The following is a 19,784-nucleotide window of genomic DNA, read 5'->3' as shown; positions in this document are numbered from 1 at the left end:
CTCCTATAATCTTATAATAGCTCCTATTGCATTTATAAACTCACCAATCGGTTCTTCTAATAGCTCCTTTGAAGAAAAATCAACATTATTTAATTTTGTTATTTTTTCTACATTAATCTTTAACTTTTCTTCCATATATAAATCTATACCTTCGGTATTAGCTACCCCACCATATATATAAATCTTACTTATTTCTATACCTGATGATTTATTTACATAGAACTGTAGTATTCTTTCAAGTTCTTCTAAACCTTCATCTATAACTTGTCTTATTGTTGTATTTACAATGTCATCTTCTCTTATATCTAATAGGTTTCCCTTTTCAATTTTCGTAGATTCTGTTGATTTTATTGACATATCTAAACTTTGACTTAAGGCATAATTTATATTATCTCCGCCAGTCTTTATTATTCTAGTAAAATCTAATTTACCATTTTTCAATATAGTCACATTAATAGAGGTTGCTCCCATATCAACAAAAGCAACAGCACCACCTAAAATTTCTCCATTATCTTCGTTAAGGTTTGAGTAATTAACAATTTTATTTAAAGAATTATATGCAATATCTAAACTATATGGGTTTAATTCTAATGAATTTAATAAATCATAATATGCATATACCATTGTTTCTGGATAAGAGATAACACTAACTTTTAATTTAGCACCATCATCATCTATAATTTCATCTAAAACTACAAATTGAATTATATAATCGTTTAGATTTATAGGTAGATATTGTTTTATTTCATATCTTATTACAGTTTCCATTTCTTCTTCTTCTACCTTAGGTATTACTATTTCTCTATTTATTACTAAAGATGAATTTGTAGTACATATTACATCCTTAATCTTTATTCTATTTTCTTTTAATGCAAATTGTATCATATCAGCTAAAGCTTGCTTACCTAATATTTTTCCATCACCTACTGTTCCCTCTGGAGTTGGTATGTCTATTAACTTATTTATTGTAAGCTTATTTTTAAAATACTTTCCAGTTACCATTTTTATAGAACTTGAACCAATGTCAAAAGCTAAAATATTCTTTGGTTTTTCCATACTAGCTTTAACCATCTTTTTAAATTTACTATTCGATGTAGCTTTGCTTGAACTACTATTTTTTGAAAATATCTTATTTAAATCTTTTATATCCATTTCCCCTAACTTTTTAAGCTTAGAAAAATCTATTTTCTTCTTTTCTGACATCTTTTCACCTCTTCTATATGTTACTTCTTATTTCAAATTATATGTTAAAGTGTAAAGCTAAATAGCTTTACACTTTAATTTTATATACCTAATCTACTAATGCAGTTGCCTGTTTTGGGAACAATTGATTAGTTACATTTGCAAGATAAACAGTAATGTCTCCTTTCTCACTTATCGCCACTGTATAATCTGTAATTTCAGTTCCTGCTGGTAGCTTTGATTTAGGCGCTGAAACTGATTGAAGGTAGTCTTCTATTAATGGCGCCGCCTTATCACCTGCTGCATTAGCTGTAGGCCCTACTTGCGAAATAATCCCTCCTGTAATTGGAACTATCTTATCATCTGAAATTAATGATGAAACGGAATTAGCTATTGACTTAGCATTAGCTATATCAGCTTTCAAATTAGCATTCTTTTTAACTTCCCCAAATTTAGGAATAGCTATAGCCGCTAATATTGCTATAATAGCAATAACGATGATTAACTCTATAAGAGTAAATCCTTTACTTTTCTTTTTTTTGTTTAAATTTTTAATCATTAATTATTCCCCCTTGAATTTTACTTATTTATTTAAATTTTAAATTTAAATCTACATTCCGCTATACATATCAAACATTGGTAACATTATAGAAATAACTATAAATCCTATAGCTACTCCCATTACTACTATTAGTAGTGGCTCTATAAGTGCTGTAGTTGTTTGTATAGTCTGTTCTACTTCTTCATCATAGAAATCTGCTGTTTTGTTTAATATATCATCTAGAGATCCCGATTCTTCTCCTATACTAACCATCGAGGCTAGCATTTCTGGGAATATATCACATTCTCTTATTGGCTCGCTTAAGCCATCTCCCCTTACTACTCTTTCTGTAATTTTAAAAATCTCACCTTCTGCTATTTTATTTCCTAAAACACCCGCAACTATTGGAAGTGCCTGTACTAAAGAAACTCCTGATGATAATAAAGTAGATAAAGTTCTTGTAAATCTTGAAACTATTATCTTTTTAGTTAAATTACCGATAATAGGAAGTTTTAATTTTATTTTACTTAATCTTATTAGACCATTCTCTGTTTTCTTATAAAAATTAAATGCAATAACTATTAATATTATTGCAATTATAATAAGCATAATATTATTACTTAAAAACCCGCTTATACCCATTAATATCTTTGTTGCTAGTGGTAATTGTATATCTTCTGTTTCAAACATTTCAATAAATGTTGGCATAACAAAGGTCATAATAAACATTACAGCACTTACTGCAACTATACTTAAAATAGTAGGATATGTCATCGCTGCCTTAATTTTATTATTCATTTTAGTTTCTTTTTCAAAATGAACTGACATTCTAAGCATCATTTCATCTAAATTACCACTAACCTCACCTGATTCAATCATGCTAATTAGAAGTTTAGGAAATACAGTGCTATGTTTTCCCATTGATTGTGAAAGCATTTCACCTTTTTTAACTGCTTCTTCAACTTCTGCTAAAGTAGTTTTTAACTTTTTATTTGAAACTTGATTTGAAAGCATATTAAGTGCGTTATTTATAGATACACCGGCATCAAGCATTGTGTACATTTGTCTACAAAAAATAGACATATCCTTAGAGGTTACTTTTTCACGAAATTTAAATTCAATTTTAGCACTTTCAATAACTTCTTCAATTTTCAGTGGATAATATCCATTAGATGTTATCATTGAAATAACATCTTCTTCACAATTGGCTTCATAGTCCCCATCTATTTTCCCACCATCTTTTTTCATAGCTCTATATTTAAACTTCTTCAAGATTTATTCACCTCCTATATATCTGTTAATAATGTTATATTCGCTAGTTCATTAACTGTTGTTACCCCTTGCAGAACTAACTTTTCGCATTCTTTTCCAAGTGTACTCATTCCATTTTTTATTGAAATATCCATAAGTACATTAGGATCTCTAGTTGTGTTTATAGCATCTCTATGTTCCCTTGTTATCTCCATTATTTCATAAACACCACTTCTACCTAAATACCCCGTATTATTGCAGTATCCACATCCATTTCCTTTATAAAGAGTTAAAAGCTTGTCCTTCTCAATTTTAAGTATATTTCTCTCATATTCTGATGCCTCATATGATTCTTTACAATGGTAACATATGTTTTTGACTAATCTTTGAGAAATAACTCCTGCAATAGATGTTGCTACTAAATAAGGTTCTATCCCCATATCTATAAGTCTTGTTACTGATGACGGAGCATCGTTAGTATGTAATGTAGTTAAAACTAAATGCCCTGTAATAGCTGCTTTAGTTGCTATTTTAGCAGTTTCATCATCTCTAACTTCTCCAATCATTACTATATCTGGATCTTGTCTTAATATACTTCTAAGCCCACTTGCAAAACTCATACCAGCTTTTGTATTCACATTTACTTGGTTTATTCCATTTAGGGTATATTCTACTGGATCTTCTATTGTAACAATATTAACTCCATCTGAATTCAATTCACTTAATAGAGTGTATAAAGTTGTCGATTTTCCACTACCTGTAGGCCCTGTAACTAGAACTATTCCATGAGGGCTTACAATTATATTTTCTATTTTTTTAAGATTTTCCTTAGTAAGTCCAAGTCTTTCTTTTCCGACTTTATAACTACTTCTATTTAATATTCTTATAACTACTTTTTCTCCATTTACTACTGGTAAAATTGATACTCTTAAATCTACATCATTATTACCCACTTTAGTAATTATTCTTCCATCTTGTGGCACTCTCTTTTCTGCTATATTTAATCCCGCTAATATTTTTATTCTAGTCACTAATGGAGCTAAACTTTCTTTCCCTAATATATTAACTGTTTGAAGCTCTCCATCTATCCTGTATCTAATTCTTATTTCATGTTCATAAGGCTCTATATGTATATCAGATGCTCTCATTTCTACCGAATTTTTAAATAGATGCTCAATCATTTTAACAACTGGAGCATTCTTAATATCATTCATTTCTTCAATATTTTCTACTATATTTTTAGAATGTATAGTTTCTTTTAGCAATTGTTCTGCTGCTATACTTACTTCCTGACTACTATAGTTAACTTCAATAAACTTTTGTATCTCACACTTTTTAGCAATAAAAGATTCGACAATTAATCCAGTAGATATCGATACATCATCTATTGCAAAAATATTTAATGGATCTGCTAATGCAACTTTTATTTTAGTCCCTTCGAATCCAAAAGGAATTAGCACATATTTGTTACATAAATTTTGTGATACAAGCTTTATAGCTTTTTTATCATATTTAACATTATTTAAATCTATTCTTTTAATTCCTGTTTGACCCTCAATTGCCTGTATTATATCGTCTTCAGATACTATGTTACTTTCAATTAACACCTCTCCAAGTTTTTTCCCTAACATTTTTTGAGTTTTTAAAGCATTTTGTAATTGAAATGGATTAATTTTACCTGCATCTACAAGTATATTACCAAGTCTTTTTTTTTCACTAATTACCATAAAACTCACTCCTTGTCCACATTTCTTTTTCATTATTTTTCCAAGATTACTATTTATTATATAATAACTTTTTTTGAAATTCAATGAATTTTTGGTAAAATATACTATTAAATTTTATTAAATAGTATTAAATTAATTATTAAAAAACTGCTTTGATATATATATCGAAAATTGCAGATCCCCACATCATAGTGATAATTGAGCCAATCGCTAAGCAAGGTCCAAATGCCATTTCGCTTTTTCCAGTTTTATTCTTTAAGCAAAGAATAATTACACCTGTTATTCCGCCTATTAAAACTGATAAAAACAATGTTATACCTATTCCTTTTACGCCTAGAAACAATCCACAAACCGTTGCTATCTCTATATCACCCTCACCCATGCCCCTTGTTAAAATCACGATTAAGAATATAATACCAAAGCCTATAAGCGCACCTATTAAACTATCTACTACACCATTCTTGTGCATAACCCAAGTTATTATTACAAAAACAAATCCAGTAACTAATGCAAATATTGTCGTTGATCTATATACAAACTTAGTATCGTAATCTATCATCCCTATAACTATTAAAATTGATGCTAGAACACAATATTTAATAAATACAATTGTAATTCCGAATTTTAAAAATAACATACAATATATAATTCCATTTACAAGTTCAACTATAGGGTATCTTATGGAAATTTTCTCTTTACACATTCTACATTTACCTTTTATAAATAAATAACTTATTACCGGAACTAAATCTTTCCATTTAAGCTCATACCCACAGCTTGTACAATGCGATGGCGGATATGAAATAGATTCCTCTCTAGCTATCCTATAAATACATACATTTAAAAAACTACCTATAATTAATCCTATTAACAACACAAATAATATCATTTTAACTCCTCCAATTTTCATAATATTCTGTTTAATGTAATTATAAGCAAAGATTCAAAAAAATCTTTGCTTATAATTACATTAAACCTATTTTATTAAAATACTCATTACACTTTGTTCATCTATTATTTAATTGAGTTTATATTAACTACTTCATTACTATCACCTATAGTAAATGTATAGTTTTCAGAATCTATTACGTTATAACAATCTTGAACCGTTTTATTAGATGGATCTAATAAATTTATATCTTCATCTGTTATAAGTCCTCCTAATTTTGTTTTTATTTCATTTATTTTTTTACTTTTTTCAATTAAGTTAGGTGATTTTGTATTAACTGCTTCTACTGATATTACAACCTTCCTTGCTTGTTCAATAACTCTAACTTTTTTTGATTCTTTTATGTACGAGGTTAAATTGGGAGTTACTATAGTTGCTAGTATACCTATAATTGCTAGTACAACTACTATTTCTACCAGCGTAAACCCCTTACTTTTACCGCTTTCACTATTTTTAAACACAGCTTCATCCTCCAATGATTTTCATATAAAAATCTCTTAAAGTAATACTTGCGACCTTTATTATATTTTAATCTTACTAATATTAACTTTCTACATACTTTCCTAACTTTCTTCTTTTATTCACACATTCTATTTTATAATAAATTAATTATAAATTCTACTTTTTTAATTTATTATACGTTAAAAGAGCCTATAAACTAATATAGGCTCTTTTAAATTACTTTTAGTACATTCCATCCATTCCCATTCCTGGTGCTCCACCTGGTATAGCAGATTCTTTTTGTGGAATATCTACTACTGCGGCTTCTGTAGTTAAGAATGTTGATGCTACTGATGCTGCATTTTGAAGTGCTGATCTTGTAACCTTAGTTGGATCAACAATTCCTGCTTTAATCATATTTACATAAGTTCCATTTAATGCATCGTATCCCATTCCTACTTCACTATGCTTTATCTTTTCTATAATAACAGAACCTTCAACGCCTGCATTAGTTGCTATTTGTCTCATTGGTTCTTCTAAGGATCTTACTATTATATTAATTCCTACTTGAATATCTGCAACTTCTGAAGTTAACTTTGAAACTTCATTAATTACATTTACATAAGCTGTTCCACCACCTGGAACTATACCTTCTTCAACTGCTGCCTTAGTTGCATTAAGGGCATCTTCTATTCTTAGCTTTCTTTCCTTAAGCTCAGTTTCTGTAGCTGCTCCAACTTTTATAACAGCAACTCCACCAGCAAGTTTAGCTAACCTTTCTGTTAACTTTTCTTTATCAAATTCTGAAGTTGTTTCTTCTATTTGAGATTTTATTTGGTTAACTCTATCTTTAATTAGGTTCTTATCACCTCTACCATTAACTATAGTAGTACTTTCCTTAGTGATTTTCATACTTTCACATTGCCCAAGCATATTTAAAGTTACTTCTTTAATATCTATTCCAAGCTCTTCTGCAATAACTTGACCGCCAGTTAAAATAGCTATATCTTGTAGCATTTCTTTTCTTCTATCTCCAAAACCTGGTGCCTTAACAGCAACACAAGTAAATGTCCCTCTTAGCTTATTAACCACTAAAGTAGCCATAGCTTCACCTTCAATATCTTCTGCTATAAGCACAAGCTTTCTCCCAGCTTGAACTATTTGTTCTAATATAGGAAGTATTTCTTGTATGTTTGCAATTTTCTTATCAGTTATAAGAATTAATGGATTATCTAAAACAGCTTCCATCTTTTCTGTATCTGTAACCATATATGCGGACACATATCCTCTATCAAATTGCATACCTTCAACAACTTCAAGCTCTGTTCCCATTGATTTAGATTCTTCAATAGTTATAACACCTTCGCTGCCTACTTTCTCCATAGCATTAGCTATTAATTCACCTATTTCTTCATCTGATGCTGAAATAGCTGCAACTCTTGCAATATCATTTTTTCCTGATATAGGTTTAGAAATATTTTTAATTTCTAAAACAGCAGTATCAACAGCCATTTTTATACCATTTCTAATTAACATTGGATTTGCTCCAGCTGTTACATTTTTAAGACCTTCTCTTATAATTGCTTGAGCTAAAAGAGTTGCTGTAGTTGTACCATCCCCTGCAACATCGTTAGTTTTAGTTGCAACTTCCTTTACAAGTTGAGCTCCCATATTTTCATAAGGATCTTCAAGTTCTATTTCTCTTGCTATTGTAACTCCATCATTAGTTATAAGTGGCGAACCAAACTTCTTATCTAAAACTACATTCCTACCTTTTGGTCCAAGAGTTACCTTTACTGTATCCGCTAATTGATCTACACCTCTTTGCATAGCTCTTCTAGCTTCTTCTCCAAACATAATAATTTTAGCCATAAAATTTATCCCCCTCTATTCTACTATCGCTAGTATATCTTCTTGTTTTAATATAGTATATTCTTCTCCAGTTACCTTTACTTCTGATCCTGCATATTTTGAGTATAAAACTTTATCTCCAACTTTAACTTCCATTTCTACTCTTTTCCCATCAACTATAGCTCCAAGCCCTACTGCAACAACTTCTGCTTCTTGTGGTCTTTCTTTTGCAGCTCCAGTTAGAACTATACCGCTTTTTGTTGTCTCCTCTGCTTGTAACTTTTTAATTACTACTCTGTCTCCAAGTGGTTTAATGTTCATAAAAACCCCTCCTTATAATATATATTATTCTTTTCTTACTAATAATATTAGCACTCTTTGCTCAAGAGTGCCAACAATATTATAATTATTTTTTGCCAAAATTAGCTATAAACCGCTTTCCTTTTACCACGCTAAATATAAATATTACTCCACATACTATTCCTATTAGTGCTAACATCACCAAATTATCCTTAGCTATATTACCTCCAAAGAAACAAGATATAAACAATCCTGGTGTTCTCCCTATCATTGATATTATTAAAAAGTCTTTTAGGCTTATATCTGTCACGCCACATATGTATCCTAATATATCTTTTGGGATTCCTGGTATTAAGTACAATATAAACACTAATTTTTTAAATTTCCCTGGATGTTTTTTAATTTCTTCTATTTTTCTAAATATCCATTTATCTTCGCTAAATACTATTTTCTCCACAAATTTTTTCCCAAGTATTCTTGCTAATATAAAACTAAAAGCACTTCCTATTAAAATTCCTACAAATGATAATATATACCCATTAAAAGACCCAAATATATATCCACCAGCTATTTGAACTAATTCTCCTGGAATAAAGAAAATTATAATTTGTGCAATTTGTATAACTATATATGCTAAAAATGAATAGTTACCAAAACTTAAAATTAATGATTTAAGTTCCTCTGGGTTTCTAAAGTAATGAGCATACTCTGTCAAATACTTTCTAAATGCTAATATTAATATTAAAATTATAACTAATCCTACAATTTTATTTTTTTGTTTTTTCATAAAGTTAATTTGTTTTTCCAAGTATACTCACCCATCCTTTTGTAATCTTCAAAGAAATAGCAAGCCAATATGCTAGTGCATTTTTTATCTTGGCTTGTTATTTTTTATATGCCTTATATCTCTATTCTCTCTCTAAATTTATATTCTTATACTCTTCTATCTTTTTATTATCTAAAACAGCCTTTATTGTTGTACCTAAATTTATTTTTGTAAATGGTGCTTTCGCCTTCATTGCTGTTGCTAATGTTCCAGCTCCGTTTATGCATCCGCCTTCACACATCATTCCCTCTATAAAATTTCCTTGAAGCTTTCCTATTTTCCCCATAGTCATTGCTTTCTTAATTTCAGCTCCGCCACTTACCTTTACAGGTTTAAAGTCTATTTCTAATTTTTCACCCTTAACATAGTTTTCTATAGCTGCTGTTAAACCTCCATGGACCCCAAAGCCCCTTCCAAATATAGACGCATCATCAACTATTTCATCAGTACATTCTGCTACCTCAATTTCAAAAGCTGAGAATAGTGCCTGTAACTCTTCAAAAGTTAAAACGTAATCTACTGCATCTTTTATACTTTCTCGTACTGCTTCACTTTTTTTAGCTGTACAAGGCCCTATAAATACAACTTTCGCCTCTGGATCTTGTGATTTTATATATCTTCCTGTTGCTACCATTGGAGATACTGTTCCTGAAACTTTATTAAGCTCTCCTGGAAACATTTTTTCTACATATGTTAAGAAGCCTGGACAGCAGGAGTTTGTCATATATTTATCTCCATTTTCCATTCTTTCTATAAATTCATTACTTTCATGAATAGTTACTGCATCAGCACCGCAAGCAGCTTCTACCATATCTTTAAACCCTAATTTTTTAATTGCATTTTTTATTTGGCCATAAGTTGTTTTCATTCCAAACTGACCTGTAATAGCTGGTGCAACAACTGCATACAGATTTTTACCCTTAGCTAATCCTTTAGCTACTGGCACAATTAAACTTTTATCTGATATAGCTCCAAAAGGACAGGCAGACATACAAGAACCACAGTTTACACAAGTCTCTTCCTTTATCATAGCTTTTCTATCTTCTGGATCTATTTCTAAAGCTCCTGTTGGACAAGAACCCTTGCAAGGTCTCATAACATCCGATATAGCATCATAAGGACAGGCTTTTTTACACATACCACATTCCTTACATAACTCTTGATTTATATACGCTCTTCCATTAATATAGCTTATTGCACCAAAATTACAAGTCTCCTTACATTTATGTGCCAAGCAATTTCTACAAGAATCTGTTACGTTATATCTATTTATTGGACATTTATCACAAGCTGCTTCTATTACATATATTATTTGATCATCTGGACTAATATCTATAAATTCATCATTAACATTATCACCATTAGCTAAGTACCCAGCTGCTAATTTTGATCTTTCTAAAACTATAGCTCGTTCCTTATAAACACAACATCTATATTGAGGCTTGTCCCCTTTAATTATCTCATAAGGAATTTTTTCTATTTCCAAAGGGGTTAATTTATCTTCTTTTGCAAGTTTTGCAACTTCTGTTAACACCTCATGTTTTAATTTTTTAAGTTGATTTTCAAATTGTATCATAATTTCTATTCTCCCCTCTTAAATTTCTATATTTATTATACCATTTTTTTCCCTATATTTTAATTTGTTTTTTTCAATTTAGTCATCTTAAAATATAAATGGTCTAAGTATTTGGTATTTCCAAATACTTAGACCATAGTTTTATTATTTACTAATTATTTTTTAAAGTTCACTTACAGCGTATATATAATCATCTATATATTCGCCTATTCTATCCTTTAATAGATTTATAGCTGTAAGCTCCATTTCTCCATCTCTAATCTTTTTATATTGATTATGCATAAATTGGCTTACTACCGTTATAGGAATTTCTACTGAATTTAAATTCTCTATCATTTTTTCTAATGCATAATTAACTTCTTCTCTTGGCATATAGTATCTACATCTATCTGACAGGCTATATCTTCTCTCTAATTTCACCTTTTCGCTCTTTCCTGAATAATGTTTTTCCCAATCCTTGGGGTATTTAGCCATATTAAAATCTAATATATCTATGAATTTAGATAATTCAACGGATGAATTATATTTTAACAATTCATTTTCTATATTATTAAGGGCAAATGCCCCTTCTCTAAATCCAAAAGTTAACGCTGGACCTACTTTTAATATACTAAATCCATCTTCAACCATTTCCCTTAATGCCTTTGGTGATTGATAATCTGTTGAATGTGCTTCAAAAACTAATTCTGGGTAATCTTCTAAAGCTTCCGTCAATACCTTTGCCTTATCTCTTTTATATCCCCATACATAATCACTGCTAAATTCTACACCTGGTTGAACAACAATCCCAACTATATAATCCCAAGCACTTTCCATTCCAATTTTTTTAAATTCTTTCTTAAAGGTTTCTATTGTAGTTTTAAAATTTTCAACCTTAGTAACAGCTATGCCTTCTTCTTCCTCATCTGAAGCTTGAGCTCCACCTGGAATTGGAACTTCACTTCCTATTATATAAACAGGATGAATTGCAGCAGGTTCTTCCTTTGACAATTTACTATATGCCTCTTCTGATACTTTACACAGGAAAGCTGCTCTTTTAGCTATTAATTCATCATTATATATTCCGTTTTCCTGATCTCCTTTTAGGGGCATACTTGTATCTATGTGTATTTTAGTAAATCCAGCTAAGACATATGCTTTAACTAATTCTTTAGCGTTTTCCATGGCTTCTTGTGGTTCTATGTTTGTCCAAGTTAATGGTCCTAAATGATCTCCACCTAAAATTATACGTTCTCTTGGAAATTCATTATTTTTAGCAAGTTCGTATATATAGCTTACAAAATCTTTTGGTTTCATTCCTGTATAACCACCAAACTGATCAACTTGATTAGCCGTAGATTCTATTAGTAGATATAACTTACTATTTCTTAATCTATCCATGGAGGCCTCAATAACATATTTATTTGAACTACATACCGAAAAAACCCCTTCTTTTTCTCCATTTTTGTATTTACTCACAATTTCTTTAATTGGATGCATCTATATCTCCCCTTTTCTAATATGCCTTTAACATACTAAATATTTTTGTAATTAAATATTTTAAGCTTTTCCATTACTTCCGCATACCATTATTTTATGTTTAACTATTTCTCTCATAGCTTCTTTACCTGGAGTCATATATTTTCTTGGATCATTTGCTTCTGGATTTTCTATAAAGTATTTTTTTACTTCATTTGAAAATGGTATTTTTAAATCTGTAGCTACATTAACTTTACATATTCCTAACGATATAGCTTTCTTAACTAATTCATCTGGAACATCTGAAGCTCCATGTAAAACTAAAGGAACATTTACCTTTGATCTTATTTCTTTTAATCTTTCAAAATCAAGCTTTGCTTTACCTTTATATAATCCATGAGCTGTACCTATAGCAATTGCTAAAGAATCTATACCAGTCTTTTCTACAAATTCTTTTGCTTGATCTGCATTAGTGTACATTGAATCTTTTTCATCTACTATTAAATCATCTTCTTGTCCACCAAGTCTTCCAAGCTCCGCCTCAACTGTCGCATCAAATCTATGTGCATATTCAACAACATCTTGTACCGCTTTGATATTGTTTATAAAATCCTCATGTGAAGCATCTATCATAGTTGATTTAAATCCCAAATCAACATAATGTTTTATTTCTTCAATATTTTCATAATGATCTAAATGTATTGCTATTGGTATATTATATTTTTCAGCTGCTACTTCAGCCATCCCTACAATATACTCCCCACCAGCATATACAATTGTTGACGGTGTTCCTGCTAATATAACTGGTGAATTTAATTCTGCTGCTGTTTCAACAACAACTTGTAGCGTCTCTAAATTGTGAATATTAAATGCGGGCACAGCATATCCACCTTTTTGTGCTTTTAATAACATTTCTCTTGTAGATAATATTTTTTTCATTTAAATCTCCCCCTATTTCATATTTTTTCTATATCCCATCGATTTCTTCTACCGCTTCTTCTCTTTTCTTTATTTTAAATATTTTTATTGCACTTTTTCCTGCATCTACTGCCATTCTCAATAAATCCAAACTGCACATTCCTGTTCTGCATAATGAAACTTCAAGCAGCATTCCTAAATTAGTTCCAGCGATTACTTCTATATTTTTTTCTTTTATTTTTTGACTTAACCCAGCCGCTGCTCTAAAAGGCGAAGCCCCTGCTAAATCTGATAAAACCAACACTTCATCACCTAATTTATTAATAGCTTCTTCTATCATTTTTTCTAATGATTCCGTAGTGTCCTCTTCAAGGAAATCTACTCCTATAACATTTTCTTGTGCCCCTGCAATAAGTTCCATAGAACTTATAAGACCTGTTGCAAACTTACCATGCCCCGTTACTATTATTCCAACCATAATAAAGCCTCCATATCATTATTGTTTCATTTTTTATTTATCTTAATTTTTTATCATATTTGTGTATTGTTACACCTTGTACAACTCTATTAACTGTTCCATCAGGTCTTGGATTATCTGGAGATATTCCAAGTTTCAATGAGCTAAATAACCCAAACATTTGACCAAGTAGCATATAATTAAATACAGTATATATTTCAGGAATATCTTTTCCATCTATATTTATATATTTAGTACACAATCCATTTAATTCTTCATTATTCTTATAACTCATAACACATAACTTATGATTTCCTAAATCATTGTGTATTTCTCTTATTAAATCCATGTCATAAAGATTTGTATGCTCATCTGTAGAATTCATTATAATCACTAATGTATTATCATTTATTATTGATTTAGGTCCATGTCTAAACCCTAATACCGATTCACAAACTGTAATTGTCTTTCCACTAGTTAACTCTAGATTTTTAAGAGCCATTTCTTGACATAATCCTTTTAATGGGCCAGAGCCTAGGTAAACTACTCTTTCGCAGTTGTAATCAACTAATTGTTTTACGTCTTTCCAATTATTATCTAAAATATTGCTTCCTTTAGCAGTTACAATATCAACATACTCTTTATTTTTTTCTAAATTTTTAATATCAAACACTAATAATGACGCAAGTAGCATACAGCTAAATGAGCTTGTCATTGCAAAGCTTTTATCATTTGATTCCTTTGGCATTAACAAACATAAATTATTACTGCTTCCTGCTGCCTTCTTTGCTAGTTGTCCATTTTCATTGCAGGTAATTACCAGTTGTGCTATATCATTAACATTATCTTTAAATATATCATAGGCTCCTACACTTTCAGGACTATTTCCAGATCTTGCATATGATACTAATATAGTAGGTGTTTTGTCTTCTATATATTTTTCTGGATTCGATACTAAATCTGTTGTAGCAATAGCCTCCACTCTTACATTTAGTTGTTTTGCTAAATGAAGTGCTATTGTATCTCCTACATAATCTGATGTACCTGCACCAGTTAATATTATTCTAGTATTTTCAGTTAACTTCTTGCCTATAAATTCTTGAATTTTTTCTTTACTTTCATTTACTATAGAATATACTTTTTTCCACATTTCAGGCTGTTGATTAATTTCTGTTGCTGTATATATAGCACCTGAATCATCCACACTTTTTTTTGACATTCCAAATAACATATTTACTCCTCCATACTGTTAATGTCATCATTACCAGTTGTTATAAATTTTTTTATTTCTTTTTTTCTATATTTTTTTTTAGCATTTTATTTTGTATTACTTAATTGAACTCTATACTTAAATTTGTCCCCTCTTGCTATTCCTACAGTATACTCTATTATTTTACTGCCTTCACAGGTGAACCTCTCTATTTTCAAACTTGGCGAACCCTCTTTAATTCCTAAATAGACACTTTCTAATTTATTTGTAAGAATAGGCTCAAAAACTTCCTCTGCTGATGTTATCCTAGCATTATATTCTGATAAAAATACTTCATACATTGGATTTTTTTCTAATTTTTCTTTTGTTAATTCCTCGAACCTTCCAAAAGGTAAGTATGTTACTTCATACATCATAGGAATTTCATCTGCTTTTCTTATTCTAGTTATTTTATAAACAAGATCATCTTTATTTTGTTTGAATATATTAGCTAGCTTTTCTCCTGATTCTCTTAGCTCAAACCCTATAACCTCTGACTTTGGTTTCCTACCTGCTTTTTTCATTTCTTCTGTAAACGAGTAAAAAGATATTAAATCTTGATTATATCTCTTTGGTGATATAAATGTACCTTTCCCATGAATCTTATATATATAATTTTCCTTTTCTAGCTCATCTAATGCTTGCCTCACTGTTGTTCTGCTTAAATCATAAGTTTCACAAATTTCTCTTTCTGAAGGCAATTGATCATTATCATCCATTGTTTTTTCTATTTTACCTATTAATACTTCCATTAATTGTGAATATAATGGTGTTCTAGAACTCTTATCAATGATTTCCATGTTCTTATCTCCTTATACTTTTTCATATAAACTATATTTATACAAAAATTAAAAACTAATTTATATTAATTGTTTATAATGGTAATTACCACTTGTATTTATTCTAAATCTTTCATTATATATTGTCAATTACTTTTTAAGACATTTTTTAAAAATAGCAAGGACTACGCCTTTTATCCTTGGCATAGTCCAATTTTTTTTAAATTTCTATAATATATTCACTCCAACAAAGAACACTCCGATATACTTAGCTACTACACCTAGTATAACTGTAAAGAATATTAACTTAATTGGTGAATATCCTTTCTTTAATAATTTGTATATTAATAAAGTATATAAAAGAGGTAATAAGTTTGGCATAAGTTTATCAAGAACATCTGCTTGAATTGCAACTACCGCTTTTCCTGCTGTTAAAACTAAAGGAGTTTTTAAGGTAACCATTGAAGCTATAAGTCCACCAACTACTGTTAACCCTAATATTGAAGCTGCATGTGAAATTTTCTTAGTTTGTTCTTTTAATGTTGCAATAGCGCTAACACCAGTGTTGTAACCATACTTCATCAAACCAAATCTTAAAGAAAAATGTATTACATTAAATAATACCAAAAAGACTATAGGTCCTGCTGGGTTACCTTCTTGAGCTAATGATATTCCAATACCAGCACAAATTGGTAGCGCTGTTAACCAGAATAATGCATCTCCGATTCCACCTAAAGGTCCCATTGTCGCAATCTTTATTGCTCTAATTGTATTTCTATCTTCTTTATTTTCTTCCATGGCTACTACAAGTCCCATTATAAATGTAATTAAGAACGGATGAGTGTTAAAGAACTCCATATAATCGGTCATCGCTGACCCTAAATCCTCTTTATTTTTATGAATTTTCTTTAAACCTGGAATCAATGAATATACAAGTCCACAAGCTTGCATTCTTTCAAAGTTAAAAGAAGCTTGTAACAAACATGAACGCCATGCCATTTTATTTAAATCTTTTTTAGTAATTACTTTTGGTGTACTAGTATCCTTGTATTGATAATTAGATTCCATCTTCAAACTCCTCCTTCACTATTTGTGTTCCTCTACTCTCACTTGCATAATAATCATACATGGCTATAGCTAATCCTACTAAAGCAAGTCCTATTATTGATATTTTGAACCATGTAACAAGTACAAACCCACCTATTAAGAAGCAAACATACTCTTTCTTTAACATTATTTTTAATAACATTGCAAACCCAATAGCTGGCATCATTCCACCTGCTACTGATAATCCTTCAATAAAAGGTGTTGGTATCATTCCAACAATTGTAGCTGCTTTATCTGCACCAAAGAATATTGGTAAAAATCCACATATGAAGTAAGATATAAATAATATTGCCATTCCCATGTAATTAATTCTTTCTATTCCCCCTGTATCCGCATCAGCCGCATATTTATCTGCTTTATGCATTACTGGAGAAAATGCTGTAAATAATAAAGTTATACCAGCTTGTGCTGCTACTGCAAAAGGAACTGCAATACCAACCGCTGCTGCCGGTTCTAATTTAGCAAGTATAGCTATACTTGTACCAATTATACCCCCTATAACCACATTTGGTGGTTGTGCACCTGCCAAAGGTACCATACCCATCCATACTAATTCTAATGTAGCTCCTACTATAAGTCCTGTTCTCATGTCTCCTAAAATAAGTCCAATTACTAGCCCAGTTACTAGTGGTCTATGAATGTGAGTTAACCCATCAAACATATCAATACCAGCAATACCAGCCCAGATACCGATTAATAACGCCTGTACAAACATAAAATTTTCCTCCCCTTTTATTAATTGTTTTTTTTAAATATATTAATTTAAAATAAACACAATTTAAACTAGAAATATTTTATTAATGATATTTTAAATATGTTTTAATAAATCTACTTCCACCCTTTCATCTGGAACTCTTCTTTGTTCTATTTTCACTCCTAATTCATGTAATTTTCTTAAAGTCTTCTTATCATCTTCATCTAATGAAACTGTTGATGATATTTGTTCTTTCCCTTCACTAAAATGCATATTACCAATATTGATTTCCGTTATTTTCACGCCACCTTCTACTAGTCTTAACGCATCTTGTGGTGTTTTACATACTAAAAATATTTTTTGTTTAGGTGATGCTTTTTCAATTACGTTAATAGTCTTTTCTATTGAAAAAAATCTTGTTGCTATACAGTCTGGAACTACCATTTCCATTAAACTTTGTTGTATTGTATCTTTTGATACCTCATCATTAGCAACTAATATTAAATTAGCGCCTAAATGATTTACCCAAGTTACTCCAACTTGTCCGTGAATTAATCTATTATCTACTCTTGTCAATAATATATTTGCCATGTTGCACCTCCATAAAATTAAAAGTTAACTTTCAATACCAGTTAGACTTATTCGTTATTGGTAATTACCACTTGTCTCTATTGTAAAAGTTTTCACTTATCTTGTCAATACTTTTTTTCAATTTATAATACACTTTTTCTTTTATTTTAAGGCATAATATTAATTTATGCCTTAAAAACAAATAGAACTACGATTTTCATAAAAAATCGTAGTTCTATTTGTTTTTATTATTACAGTTTATTTTTAAGCAGTTAATTACCAGTAGTTATATTTTTTCTAAATAATACCTTATAAGTAAATAAACTTATCATAGAAATAATAATTAAAAATGTAGCAGTGTAATCAACCGATGTAGCAATCATAACCATAAAGTATATAATCATATTAATACAAAACATTATTACTAAACTATATATATTAAATGTCTTTTGCTTATTTTCTAAGATTATCATCATTTCTTTTTCTGTTAATTCCTTATTTTTATATTTGCTAGCAAAATATTTAGTACTTATTCCAATCATTATTTTTTTAGTTATAAAGTCACATATAAATATACTAACCTCTCCAGCTATTGCAACTATAAATATTGCAAAAGTAGAGGCTTGTAGTTTCATTATAACTGCGATTAACTTAAATATCAGAAATAATATGCCTCCAACTAATGATATTATAGGTAATGTTACAACCATAAATACGGATGAGGCTTTAAAATTATCCTTTAATTTATCATCTTTATTTATTAAAGACATTGTAACTAAAATTGATATAAAAGAAATTACTATTAATAAGACTATAGCTATTAAATATTTCATAATTACCCTACTCCCCCTTTTCTAATTATCCTCTCATACATTTTTTTATAATTAACATTCTACTTTATTAATATGACTTAAATTATAAATTATTAACATTTTTATTTAAACACTAAACCTTAATATTATTTTCTCTTGCATAGTAAAATAAATATTGTTGTGCAAGACCTGAAAGTGATCCAAATTTATTTCTTGCAAATATTCTCATTTTAGGTAAAGTGACATCTGGTGCCACGTAAAAGTGAATCATTGCTCTTTTTATCCAAACATCTACTGGAAATGATGAATGTTTCCCCATTGAGAATAACATTATACAATCTGCAACCTTTGCTCCTACGCCCATAAATTTTTGCAAAGCTATATGACACGAATCATCATTTAAATTCTTTATATATTCTAAATCATAATCTAATATTTCTGGTCTAGTTTCTTCTGTAAAATTATATTTATCTGGATTAAGAACCATATCTTCTTTTAATTCTATAGCTCCATTTACTCTTTCTATTGTGCTTATTATATATTTACTTCTAAACGAAGCACCTGTACCTTGAATTTCTTCTAGGCTAGCTTCTTTAATAGCATTTGGAGTTGGAAATGTATGATATTTTTTTCCTTTATACTCAATTTCATTTCCCCATTGCTCTGACATCTTCTTAATAGTTTTCATAATTGAAGGAATACTATTTCTTGCTGAAACTATAAAACTTATTAACATTTCAAAGGAATCTTGATTTAATATTCTAATTCCATATCCATACTGAACACTTTTCTTAAGAATTTCATCTTTTGCGAGTTCTAATTTTATAGTGCTATAATCTGTTTCTAAATCAAAATACTTAATCCAAATTTTTTTAAAATCCTCCTCATTAGTATTTAGTATTGTAACTTCATCGTCATTTTGCACCACTTCTATTACCTTACTATAGGCAACTATTATGTAATTTGTATCACTTATCTTTTCCCATCTGAAACATTGCCCACACTCTAATATTTGTTTTATGTTAAAATTCTTTACTTCTTTTATTATAACTTTATCTGCTTTAAAAATAACCTCTTTAAAGTCCATAAGTTTCCC

20 protein-coding genes are annotated in these 19,784 nt (G+C 29.7%); all 20 read right to left on the bottom strand.

Annotated features, from left to right (window positions below; translation table 11 throughout):
- Nucleotides 1-3: 3 nt before the first annotated feature.
- The 20 genes from pilM to BLS77_RS10830 all read right to left on the bottom strand — a co-directional run bounded on the left by pilM (nucleotide 4) and on the right by BLS77_RS10830 (nucleotide 19,775).
- Nucleotides 4-1,203, bottom strand: coding sequence for a type IV pilus assembly protein PilM (pilM, locus tag BLS77_RS10925; RefSeq protein WP_089969472.1), 1,200 nt, complete (start codon nucleotides 1,201-1,203; stop codon nucleotides 4-6).
- Between the two features lie 88 nt (nucleotides 1,204-1,291).
- Complete coding sequence (locus BLS77_RS20570; RefSeq protein ID WP_089969469.1) at nucleotides 1,292-1,741, bottom strand: prepilin-type N-terminal cleavage/methylation domain-containing protein; 450 nt, start codon at nucleotides 1,739-1,741, stop codon at nucleotides 1,292-1,294.
- Nucleotides 1,742-1,792: 51 nt separating this feature from the next.
- A complete protein-coding gene (locus tag BLS77_RS10915; RefSeq protein ID WP_089969466.1) occupies nucleotides 1,793-2,995 on the bottom strand; it encodes a type II secretion system F family protein in 1,203 nt (400 codons plus the stop codon).
- A 14-nt stretch (nucleotides 2,996-3,009) separates the two neighbouring features.
- Nucleotides 3,010-4,701, bottom strand: a complete 1,692-nt coding sequence (locus BLS77_RS10910) for a GspE/PulE family protein (RefSeq protein ID WP_089969464.1) — start codon at nucleotides 4,699-4,701, stop codon at nucleotides 3,010-3,012.
- Between the two features lie 139 nt (nucleotides 4,702-4,840).
- Nucleotides 4,841-5,590: a prepilin peptidase gene (locus tag BLS77_RS10905; RefSeq protein ID WP_089969459.1), complete on the bottom strand. Its 750-nt coding sequence runs from the start codon at nucleotides 5,588-5,590 to the stop codon at nucleotides 4,841-4,843.
- 125 nt (nucleotides 5,591-5,715) lie between these two features.
- Nucleotides 5,716-6,111 carry a type II secretion system protein gene (locus tag BLS77_RS10900; protein ID WP_089969455.1) on the bottom strand — a complete coding sequence of 132 codons (396 nt, stop codon included), beginning with the start codon at nucleotides 6,109-6,111 and terminating at the stop codon, nucleotides 5,716-5,718.
- Between the two features lie 223 nt (nucleotides 6,112-6,334).
- Entirely contained in the window at nucleotides 6,335-7,963 is a 1,629-nt protein-coding gene (gene groL / locus BLS77_RS10895; protein ID WP_089969452.1) for a chaperonin GroEL, read from the bottom strand.
- Nucleotides 7,964-7,978: 15 nt separating this feature from the next.
- The gene (groES, locus tag BLS77_RS10890) at nucleotides 7,979-8,263 is read right to left on the bottom strand and encodes a co-chaperone GroES (protein ID WP_089969449.1); all 285 of its coding nucleotides are present in this window, start codon (nucleotides 8,261-8,263) and stop codon (nucleotides 7,979-7,981) included.
- Nucleotides 8,264-8,348: 85 nt separating this feature from the next.
- Nucleotides 8,349-9,029: a TVP38/TMEM64 family protein gene (locus BLS77_RS10885; protein ID WP_167866941.1), complete on the bottom strand. Its 681-nt coding sequence runs from the start codon at nucleotides 9,027-9,029 to the stop codon at nucleotides 8,349-8,351.
- Between the two features lie 121 nt (nucleotides 9,030-9,150).
- Nucleotides 9,151-10,644 (bottom strand): 4Fe-4S dicluster domain-containing protein, encoded by a 1,494-nt coding sequence (locus BLS77_RS10880; RefSeq protein ID WP_089969443.1) that lies wholly within the window; start codon nucleotides 10,642-10,644, stop codon nucleotides 9,151-9,153.
- 162 nt (nucleotides 10,645-10,806) lie between these two features.
- On the bottom strand, nucleotides 10,807-12,123 hold the full coding sequence (locus BLS77_RS10875; protein ID WP_175490835.1) for a class II D-tagatose-bisphosphate aldolase, non-catalytic subunit: 1,317 nt from the start codon (nucleotides 12,121-12,123) through the stop codon (nucleotides 10,807-10,809).
- Between the two features lie 60 nt (nucleotides 12,124-12,183).
- On the bottom strand, nucleotides 12,184-13,041 hold the full coding sequence (locus tag BLS77_RS10870) for a tagatose bisphosphate family class II aldolase (protein WP_089969440.1): 858 nt from the start codon (nucleotides 13,039-13,041) through the stop codon (nucleotides 12,184-12,186).
- A 28-nt stretch (nucleotides 13,042-13,069) separates the two neighbouring features.
- A complete protein-coding gene (gene agaF / locus BLS77_RS10865; protein ID WP_089969437.1) occupies nucleotides 13,070-13,498 on the bottom strand; it encodes a PTS galactosamine/N-acetylgalactosamine transporter subunit IIA in 429 nt (142 codons plus the stop codon).
- Nucleotides 13,499-13,535: 37 nt separating this feature from the next.
- Entirely contained in the window at nucleotides 13,536-14,708 is a 1,173-nt protein-coding gene (locus tag BLS77_RS10860; protein WP_089969434.1) for an SIS domain-containing protein, read from the bottom strand.
- 86 nt (nucleotides 14,709-14,794) lie between these two features.
- The gene (locus BLS77_RS10855) at nucleotides 14,795-15,526 is read right to left on the bottom strand and encodes a GntR family transcriptional regulator (RefSeq protein WP_089969431.1); all 732 of its coding nucleotides are present in this window, start codon (nucleotides 15,524-15,526) and stop codon (nucleotides 14,795-14,797) included.
- Between the two features lie 207 nt (nucleotides 15,527-15,733).
- Nucleotides 15,734-16,573 (bottom strand): PTS system mannose/fructose/sorbose family transporter subunit IID, encoded by an 840-nt coding sequence (locus tag BLS77_RS10850; RefSeq protein WP_089969428.1) that lies wholly within the window; start codon nucleotides 16,571-16,573, stop codon nucleotides 15,734-15,736.
- The gene (agaW, locus tag BLS77_RS10845; protein WP_089969425.1) at nucleotides 16,563-17,327 is read right to left on the bottom strand and encodes a PTS N-acetylgalactosamine transporter subunit IIC; all 765 of its coding nucleotides are present in this window, start codon (nucleotides 17,325-17,327) and stop codon (nucleotides 16,563-16,565) included. The genes BLS77_RS10850 and agaW overlap by 11 nt, the downstream gene beginning before the upstream one ends.
- Nucleotides 17,328-17,420: 93 nt before the next feature.
- Nucleotides 17,421-17,897, bottom strand: a complete 477-nt coding sequence (gene agaB, locus BLS77_RS10840) for a PTS galactosamine transporter subunit IIB (protein ID WP_089969422.1) — start codon at nucleotides 17,895-17,897, stop codon at nucleotides 17,421-17,423.
- 251 nt (nucleotides 17,898-18,148) lie between these two features.
- On the bottom strand, nucleotides 18,149-18,709 hold the full coding sequence (locus BLS77_RS10835) for a hypothetical protein (RefSeq protein ID WP_089969420.1): 561 nt from the start codon (nucleotides 18,707-18,709) through the stop codon (nucleotides 18,149-18,151).
- Between the two features lie 112 nt (nucleotides 18,710-18,821).
- Nucleotides 18,822-19,775 (bottom strand): DNA-3-methyladenine glycosylase family protein, encoded by a 954-nt coding sequence (locus BLS77_RS10830; RefSeq protein WP_089969417.1) that lies wholly within the window; start codon nucleotides 19,773-19,775, stop codon nucleotides 18,822-18,824.
- Nucleotides 19,776-19,784 lie beyond the last annotated feature (9 nt).

This window comes from Clostridium gasigenes (assembly GCF_900104115.1).
GTDB lineage: Bacteria > Bacillota > Clostridia > Clostridiales > Clostridiaceae > Clostridium > Clostridium gasigenes.
The sequence above is the reverse complement of the archived record's forward strand: the minus strand, read 5'-3'. Positions and strand labels throughout refer to the sequence as shown.

Excerpts from the sequence above, each read along its gene's own strand:
- groL (WP_089969452.1), bottom strand. The coding sequence starts at position 7,963 with ATGGCTAAAATTATTATGTTTGGAGAAGAAGCTAGAAGAGCTATGCAA.
- agaB (WP_089969422.1), bottom strand. The coding sequence starts at position 17,897 with ATGGCAAATATATTATTGACAAGAGTAGATAATAGATTAATTCACGGA.
- BLS77_RS10880 (WP_089969443.1), bottom strand. The coding sequence starts at position 10,644 with ATGATACAATTTGAAAATCAACTTAAAAAATTAAAACATGAGGTGTTA.
- BLS77_RS10870 (WP_089969440.1), bottom strand. The coding sequence starts at position 13,041 with ATGAAAAAAATATTATCTACAAGAGAAATGTTATTAAAAGCACAAAAA.
- BLS77_RS10830 (WP_089969417.1), bottom strand. The coding sequence starts at position 19,775 with ATGGACTTTAAAGAGGTTATTTTTAAAGCAGATAAAGTTATAATAAAA.
- BLS77_RS10850 (WP_089969428.1), bottom strand. The coding sequence starts at position 16,573 with ATGGAATCTAATTATCAATACAAGGATACTAGTACACCAAAAGTAATT.
- BLS77_RS10875 (WP_175490835.1), bottom strand. The coding sequence starts at position 12,123 with ATGCATCCAATTAAAGAAATTGTGAGTAAATACAAAAATGGAGAAAAA.
- BLS77_RS10885 (WP_167866941.1), bottom strand. The coding sequence starts at position 9,029 with ATGAAAAAACAAAAAAATAAAATTGTAGGATTAGTTATAATTTTAATA.
- agaW (WP_089969425.1), bottom strand. The coding sequence starts at position 17,327 with ATGTTTGTACAGGCGTTATTAATCGGTATCTGGGCTGGTATTGCTGGT.
- BLS77_RS10905 (WP_089969459.1), bottom strand. The coding sequence starts at position 5,590 with ATGATATTATTTGTGTTGTTAATAGGATTAATTATAGGTAGTTTTTTA.
- pilM (WP_089969472.1), bottom strand. The coding sequence starts at position 1,203 with ATGTCAGAAAAGAAGAAAATAGATTTTTCTAAGCTTAAAAAGTTAGGG.
- BLS77_RS10910 (WP_089969464.1), bottom strand. The coding sequence starts at position 4,701 with ATGGTAATTAGTGAAAAAAAAAGACTTGGTAATATACTTGTAGATGCA.
- BLS77_RS10855 (WP_089969431.1), bottom strand. The coding sequence starts at position 15,526 with ATGGAAATCATTGATAAGAGTTCTAGAACACCATTATATTCACAATTA.
- agaF (WP_089969437.1), bottom strand. The coding sequence starts at position 13,498 with ATGGTTGGAATAATAGTAACGGGGCATGGTAAGTTTGCAACAGGTCTT.
- BLS77_RS20570 (WP_089969469.1), bottom strand. The coding sequence starts at position 1,741 with ATGATTAAAAATTTAAACAAAAAAAAGAAAAGTAAAGGATTTACTCTT.
- BLS77_RS10860 (WP_089969434.1), bottom strand. The coding sequence starts at position 14,708 with ATGTTATTTGGAATGTCAAAAAAAAGTGTGGATGATTCAGGTGCTATA.
- BLS77_RS10835 (WP_089969420.1), bottom strand. The coding sequence starts at position 18,709 with ATGAAATATTTAATAGCTATAGTCTTATTAATAGTAATTTCTTTTATA.
- groES (WP_089969449.1), bottom strand. The coding sequence starts at position 8,263 with ATGAACATTAAACCACTTGGAGACAGAGTAGTAATTAAAAAGTTACAA.